Raw genomic sequence first — 6,262 nt, 5'->3', positions numbered from 1 at the left:
AATTGGAATGGAATTATGCAAGATTACTCCTTACAAGATCTAACACGTGTGGGCTTTATCAAATACGAAATAACTATGGAATTTACATACGTAAGGAGATGGAAAAATAACTTCTATCTCCTTGAAATATTATCTTAGTTTTTGAAGTCTATCCAAGAAATAGGATGGATAGTTTGACAATAATACTCGTAATTTCTCTCTATTACTTTTTATTGTAGATTTTGTTTTCGTTTTTGTGCTACAGTCAAAATCACTTATTTCATTAGCAATTTTTTGCGAAATAATTCTATCTGCAAATCCAAGTTCATATATAAACACAGACTCTTTGTTCGGTAATCCATATCTTATTCTATAAATTATATCGCTTAAATTTTCCTGTGTATTTTCACTACAATCCTTGGTATTTAAAACTTCTATAATAGCCTGTATTATAGTTAATGAAGCATATCCAAAGTCCGAATCACATAAAGTTATTATGTCTTCCAATGATATATCTCTACTTCTTTTACCCCGCTTAACTAACAAATTTACTGATTTTGCATAGCTCCAGATTTCAATATAACTTTTACCATTAATCCATATTTTTAATAAATCATACACATAGCTATCATCAACAAATTTAGGAATAATCTTGCAAACCTCTGATTCTTTAAGTCTATTAGCAATAATTCTAATTAATTCATCAAAATTCGCATTTACTATTTCATACAAATTATTATCTATAAATATAGATAGTTCTTTCATTTTCAATATGCCTAACATGCTTTTTCTGTAAATCAGTTTATTAGTAACTTCAAGACTATCAATACTACTTTTAATAAGGTTATATATATTCTTCAATTCTTCTTTTTCTTCTTCATTTGCCAAGTAGTACCCATATGTAGATTTAATAATTTCAAAACTTTCATCTTCAACATCTACAAAGCCAAGTATAAAATTTTCCAATGATACTAGAATATGATCTATTTCATTCATTTTATAAAAAATTTCTTCACCACATTCCTTTCCCTGCTCTTTATATTCAATAATACCTTTTTTCAATTCAGTGTATTCAGCCTTATTAGAATATCTGGAATTAATGTATTTTTTCAAAAAGTCAAAACTGATTGTTCTATTATTTCCTAAATCAACTTCTCTGACTAATTTCAAAAGATTGCTAGAACACTCCTCAGAATTGTCAGCATTAAGCAAACGTTTATACTTATTTAATTTATAGTCTTCTTTACTATTTTTATAGATATTTTCTGTTAGAATGATAGTTCCTTCTGTCTCTTTTCCTGCTCTTGCTGTTCTTCCTATCAAATTATGGAAATCTCTAACTTTAATTACCTGTTTTGATTGATAAACACTTGATACGATTAAATATTTAATTGGCAAATTTACTCCTTGTGCCAATGTAGAAGTACATACTACACAACGAACTAATGATTTTTTCAAAGCATATTCTTCAGCAATTCTTACTCCGTTCGGTATACCTGAATGATGCCCCACAATACCATTTAATGCTGCCGTGTATAAATCATTTTCACCAAAATGTTCTCTTATTAAATATGCAATTTTTGAACACTCAGCATAATCTGACAAACGACTAAAATCTTCAAGAGAAACTCCTCTCTCTTTTAATTCAATAAATCTTAGCAATATCTTATTTACACTATCTTTTTTTGAGCAAAATATTGCAATACAGCCGTTTCTTATTAATTTAATAGCATAATAAATGCCTACATCTTGCGTATTATTTTTAAAATCAGGAAAATATCTTAATTTTTTCTCATTACCTTTTTTATTTATTTCTCTTGTTTGGACTACTCTTGGTACATAAAATTCTTCTTCTAGATATTTATTTGGATCCACAAAATAAAGATTACTATAAGCATTATTAACATTAGTCGATGTAAATGTATTAAAGGCTACCGTTTTCTCTGATGTTTTAATTGTATTATTTTTTATAACAATACCATCATCGTTAATCCACGCATTTAATTGCTCAGCATTAGAAATTACTGCTGAAACTAATATCTTCTGTGCATCTGGTCTAAGATAGCTATTTATTGTTGTCAGTAAAAGTTCGTAATCTGTTCCTCTTGATTCATCATCAAACAAATGCGCTTCATCAAAAACAATCATGTTAATACTTTCAATTATTTCCGTATCGTGTTTTAAAATATATTCCAACTTTTCTGGAGTCATAACAAATATTTTTTTACCAATAGACTCAGATTTAACCAACTCTATTTCGCTAGGTTCAGGAATATCAGAAAACTCAGTTACAGATATATTTTCATCAAACGCAAAAAACTTTTCCATATCAAGCATTATTTCCTTACATAAAGCTCTAAATGGAGCTACTACAACTACAATTGAAGTTCTATGTGATAGAAAAGCAGCTTGTACAGCAAGTGCTACAGATGTTGTTTTACCAGAGCTTGTTGGCATTTGAATAAAACCTGATTTTCCTTCGAAAATTCCTTCTTTACCTAGTAAAATCTGGGATGACCACATTTCTTTCATCAGCGCATTGTTCTTAAATGTTGAAATCCAATCGTTCTTGTCAATACCAGAATATAGTGGCATTAGATTAATACACGAATTATAAATTTTCTTTTTCAATATTGCTAATATAATATCTGTAAATAATATTTCTCTATCGTTACCAAGTTTATAAACATAACTTCTAAAATCATCAAAATTCGAGTTGTTAGGATTTTTGCAATCAAAAAACATATTATAGTAATCAACTAATTGCACAATATAGTTTCTGTATTTTCCATCTATCTTACCGACGTCAAATTTATGATTATTATCTAACATCCACATTATTACATTTTCTAATCCAGAAGCAAAAAACTCAAAATCACTTAAATCTGGCATAATACTAATCATTACTTTTGAACTACCATTCATATTACAGAAGTAATAAGTAACCGCTCCCATTAAAATATAATATGGATTCATCTCTATACTCATTTTGGATTGGAAATATGAATCAAAAAATCTTGACACAAAGTATAACTCTTCTTCCTTTTCTTTTGGAAGAATTATAGGTGCTTGTTCCATATTCCATATTTCATTAGCGATGTCTCCAACTATTCCAATGCAAAGTAATATGAGATCATTGGCTTGATCTTCAACTTCAATATGAAGATTCTCTGGCACTCCATATTCATACATTTTTGCTTTTGCTCGAACCTTTTTCAAATAGTACTTTGAAGTACTTTCTATCAGCATAAGCAAGCCCTCCTATATAAATCCCTTAAGAAGAGCTTCAATTCTTTAGAATGAATTATCAATATATTCGTAGATTTTATATTTTCATGCTGACTATTAACCACATCCAAAACCACTTGGTCTGAATACAATTCATTATCCAATACAGCAACTGCAAAAAAGTCTAATGTAAATGGATTGTCTGTTTTATTTTGAAATCTTTCTACTATTTTTGCCTCGTCATTTCTTGAACGATTAAGTAATCTCCTTTTTTCGGCATTTAGTGACTCACCGATTCGAACCCTATCTTTAATAGAGTGTTCTATGGCATCTTTAACTGTTTTTTCACACAACCTGTTTTTATTTCCAACTTTGCTAGAACGAGTTTTTACTTCAGCAACTATTAAGTGATCAGACTTACTTGGTTTATTAATATTTTTAACTTTATATCCTATCACATCACTTCCGGATACTGGCATATCAGGATTGACTTTTTCCAAATACCTAGTTCTAGTAATATAGTGCTTTAGAACAAAATTTATATAGTCATATACCAATATCTCTCCGAATTCCCCAGACATAGTTGAAGCACCCAGTTTATTTTGATGATTGGGAAATATATTCTTCTCCAAAAACTCTTTTTGCGTTAATCCTGTTCCTCGGACTAGAGACTCTAATAGAATTTCTTCAACATAATTATCCCTTAATCCCAAAGCCCAATTATTCAAACTATTATCATCTAACAATTCACTATTAAGTTTATAGACCTGAATTTCTTCTCCACTTGAGGTAGGTATTAATTTATCAAATATAAAATATTTACTATTATCAAAAAACAAATTCATCCCCCATTACTGTAAATTTTCTAATAATACAGAAATTAATGCCAAACATCTTTTATAGAAATACTTATAATGTAATTCCTTGCTAATATCTATTTTATTAATTTCATGATGTCTTATACGATAATTATTCCCAATATCCGTCAATGTTTTGAATTCAACATCAAACATCATTTCGATATTTTCATTTTCAAAGCTTATATCTTTAATAATTTTTTCTGCTGATTTTTTCTTATTCAAGGCAGGATAATAATACGTTTTAATTCTTTCAAAAGCATCCCATATTTTTTCAACAGCATAGGAGTACTTCCCTTTTCTATACAAGTCATCAGCCGTTGCAATTAACTCTTCAATACCTGCTTCACTAATTCTTATAGAAGAATCAAGTTCTATTGCTATATTATTGATTGAGTGTATTTCTCCACTCTTAAGCTCTATATTAATATCATTTAATTTAAAGATAGTATTTATTTCTTTTTCAAATTTTTCATATTCAGTAGTGTGACGACTAAAACTTTCAATAACATCAAATACAGTTGAAGGTGAAGTTCCCTCCTGAAAATCTTTAAACCCTTTTATTTCAACAAGTTCTTTATTAACATAATGTTTCGGCAAATAAAATTTATTAATATCTTCCAGAACACATTCACTACTATATTTTGTATAATTCCAGTTAGTTTTATCGGTCAAGTAAAATATTTCATCATACTCATTCATTACCTTAAAAAGTTGATATCTCACCCCATTAGGAAGTTTAACGCTAATTTTTTTATTTAGTATTAGAGATTTATTTCTTTCTGAAAAAGGAATATACATATCCGGTATTATTCTATATATTTTCCAGCTATAGACATCTCTTCCTGACAATTTACTTGTGGCAACTATCTCATATCCATCTTCTTTTAGTAAAACATTTATTCTTTCTAAATATCTTTCCCAAACCCCATTTTCATCCCTAACTTCTGGATGAAACACTTCGCAAATAAAATCAAGTAAAATATTATCTTCGCCATCAAACAGTTGAAATCTTTCGTCTTCGAATATCCAATCGTCTGGATAATCTCCATTATGTGTATGCATTATAATTTCTTCTTCTGCATTATCAACTCTTGAATCTATACTTTTCAAATCTGCTAAGTTATACAATCTTTTTAAAAATTCAACAATATCAAATCGACCATAATAAGGGTAAAAAATATTCTCTATTGATAACCAATTATCTTCTGTTATTCCTTTCCTGAATAAATCAAAAATATCTCGTCTTGTAACTCCTGTGATTTTATTCAAAATATAATCTCCTAATTTTATATTTTCACACATTCTACTATTTCATAAATATCATAATCTAAAACATTGCAGATCCTAAGCAAAACATCTGTGGTTATGGTTTGCCATTCTTAATTTTATAAAGCTAAATTTTCCAAATTTTGCTATTTTCATCAATTTCTTTTTGTCATATCTAAATCTATTAGTTTTTTTAATAATCCTTTATGACTAAAAGTTCTCAATATACCAATGTTGAAGACTTATATTTATTATATTATACCATTAAATGTCCGCTTAATATAAAAACGTTCTCCTTGAAATAACATTTAAGTATTAAAAAAAGAAGTAGAATAATTCCACTTCTATACTTAATATTTCTTGTCTATGATTTCCTAGACAATGTCTGGAATATTACATCTCATTAATTCTATTTGATAAAATTGTAACTACACTAACAACCTTATCAAAGTTCAAATCTCCAATATACTTATTTTCACTGAGATATACATCCCACAAGGATCTTAGGTATGAATCTTCTTTTATGTCCTCGATTATTTCCTCATAGTCTTTCATTATCTCCTGACTTCCTCTTTTCTTTGAGGTTCTCTCTATTGCCTCTTTTAAAATTTTATAATCTATCTGGTCTTTTTTTAGTTTGTAGACGGTGTATAGGTCGTAAAAGTCTCTCATTCTTGTTGTTGCTATATTTCTTCTGATTATGGTTTCGTATTTTTCAGCTAAAATTGTTTCTAATGGATATGCCATTATTTTTATATTTTATCCCATCATCTACATCTATATTTATAATTTCTCCTACGATTATTTATTATATTATCCAATATCCCATCATTAATTTTCCGAAATCAAAAAAGCACCTATAATTTTGTAAAATAGGTGCCAAAATTTATTTTTTAACTTTTAACTTCGTAATAACCAATAATCCAATT

The 6,262-nt window shown here is 28.2% G+C and carries 3 protein-coding genes and 1 pseudogene; all 4 read right to left on the bottom strand.

Features of this window, described 5'->3' with window-relative positions; all coding sequences use genetic code 11:
* Positions 1 to 129 precede the first annotated feature (129 nt).
* Positions 130 to 3,228, bottom strand: coding sequence for a DEAD/DEAH box helicase (locus tag HMPREF0072_RS07725; protein WP_004828910.1), 3,099 nt, complete (start codon positions 3,226 to 3,228; stop codon positions 130 to 132).
* A complete protein-coding gene (locus HMPREF0072_RS07720) occupies positions 3,222 to 4,046 on the bottom strand; it encodes a Hachiman antiphage defense system protein HamA (RefSeq protein ID WP_039931243.1) in 825 nt (274 codons plus the stop codon). Before HMPREF0072_RS07720 ends, HMPREF0072_RS07725 begins: the two co-directional genes overlap by 7 nt.
* 12 nt (positions 4,047 to 4,058) lie before the next feature.
* Positions 4,059 to 5,336 carry an AbiJ-related protein gene (locus tag HMPREF0072_RS07715; RefSeq protein WP_039931242.1) on the bottom strand — a complete coding sequence of 426 codons (1,278 nt, stop codon included), beginning with the start codon at positions 5,334 to 5,336 and terminating at the stop codon, positions 4,059 to 4,061.
* A 390-nt stretch (positions 5,337 to 5,726) separates the two neighbouring features.
* A pseudogene (locus tag HMPREF0072_RS07710) lies at positions 5,727 to 6,089 on the bottom strand (nucleotidyl transferase AbiEii/AbiGii toxin family protein); the annotation flags it as partial.
* Positions 6,090 to 6,262: the final 173 nt, after the last annotated feature.

This window comes from Anaerococcus lactolyticus ATCC 51172 (assembly GCF_000156575.1).
Taxonomy (GTDB): Bacteria; Bacillota; Clostridia; order Tissierellales; family Peptoniphilaceae; genus Anaerococcus; species Anaerococcus lactolyticus.
The sequence above is the reverse complement of the archived record's forward strand: the minus strand, read 5'-3'. Positions and strand labels throughout refer to the sequence as shown.

Excerpts from the sequence above, each read along its gene's own strand:
- HMPREF0072_RS07725 (WP_004828910.1), bottom strand. The coding sequence starts at position 3,228 with ATGCTGATAGAAAGTACTTCAAAGTACTATTTGAAAAAGGTTCGAGCA.